The following is a 1,439-nucleotide window of genomic DNA, read 5'->3' as shown; positions in this document are numbered from 1 at the left end:
GACGACTCCTTCGGTGGGATCGACGTTGGGCATTTTCACCCGGGTGAGCACTTCATAGGTGAAGACGTGCTGGGCGATCATGCTGCGCAGGTAGACGGCCGGATCGTCCAGGGACGTCCGGTCGAATCGCGTGACCGGGTATTCCTGGGAGCCCACCTGCCATGTGTCGTGGCGCAGGTTGCTGCTCAGGCCGGCTGTGTAGTAGCCGCCGTCCGTTTTGGGCGGGCGGAAGTGGCTGATGAGTACTTTGAACCGCTGGGGTTCGGTGTTGATCGATCCGCCCGCTTGCTCTTCGGCCCAGGCGGACAGCCAGGCGCTGTCTCCGCCGTTGTCGTTCAGCCAGGTGTGGAACTGGGCGGACACGCCGTCAGTGCCGCGGAGTGAACCGCCGATGGGGCCGGTCATGTCGGCGGGATCGACCAGGGCCCACGGTGTGTCTTCGGGGTCCTGCACGTCGTTCTGCCGCTGCCAGTCGGGGTTGCTGACGAGTTCGCGAGGGAGACCGTCGAGCAGGCCGTGCTCTGCGAGGAGCATCTGAACGCGGAGGAATTCGCTGCGGTATTCGGGCCGCCAGTTGTCGCCCTGGAGTAGCGTGTTGGCCTTCAACAGCCGTTCTGCGGCGTCCCGTTCGTTGCTGTCCGCGTTTTCGTCCGCCCGTATCCGCTCGGCCCGTTCGATGACGAGGTCGAGGTATTTGTCGGCCGGTTCCATCACGGCGTTGAAGACGTCGATGCCGTACTGGGGGTCGTCCCACTCGGCTGATACACGGTTGTCCGGATATGTGAGCGGCACCGTCAGGCCCTGCCTGGTGTCGGTGACCACGGCGAAGGATTCCATCGGGGGTGCCAGCGACCACAGGGTCTGTGCGTTGAACGGCCCCTCGGGGAGGTTGTCCGGAAGAACGTAGGTGACCAGGGACGATGCGTCGAACGGCGTGGTCTGCTCTGCCTCGTCGTCCTGCGCGGGCTCGGGCGAGGGCGGTGACTGCACGGGACTCGGCGCGGAGACGGGGGGCTGCACCCACGTGAAGCGTGGTGCCGTGGACGGGCCGGCCGGGGTCGGGGCGGGTGCGTCCCAGTCGGTGTCGTCGGAGTCGGCTGCGTCCGAGTCGTCGGAGTCCTGTCGGAGGTTGCGTGGTATCGGGAGCATGCGGGCAGCGACGGCGTCGGTGTCCCGTGGGCCGGTGGTGTCGTCTTCCGGACCGAGGGGTTCGGAGACGGGGTCGACCCAGGTGTGACTACGCGCGGCGGGCGTGGTGTTGGCCCGTGACTCGGCCCAGTTGCCGTTGCTGTGCTGGATGTCGGTGTCGCCGATGAGGGTGGCGAGGAGTTGGAGGTGGCGGTCGCGTAGTTGGGCTTGGGGGAGTGCGTCGGGTGAGGGTTGGTGGTAGTTGCCGAGGAGGCTTCCCTTGATGTCGGGGCGGTGGGGGACGGTGTCGT

The 1,439-nt window shown here is 66.9% G+C and carries 1 pseudogene; it reads right to left on the bottom strand.

What is annotated here, in order from left to right:
- A pseudogene (locus ACWD3D_RS37070) lies at positions 1–1,439 on the bottom strand (hypothetical protein); the annotation flags it as partial.

Source organism: Streptomyces sp. NPDC002690 (genome assembly GCF_053592415.1).
The sequence above is the reverse complement of the archived record's forward strand: the minus strand, read 5'-3'. Positions and strand labels throughout refer to the sequence as shown.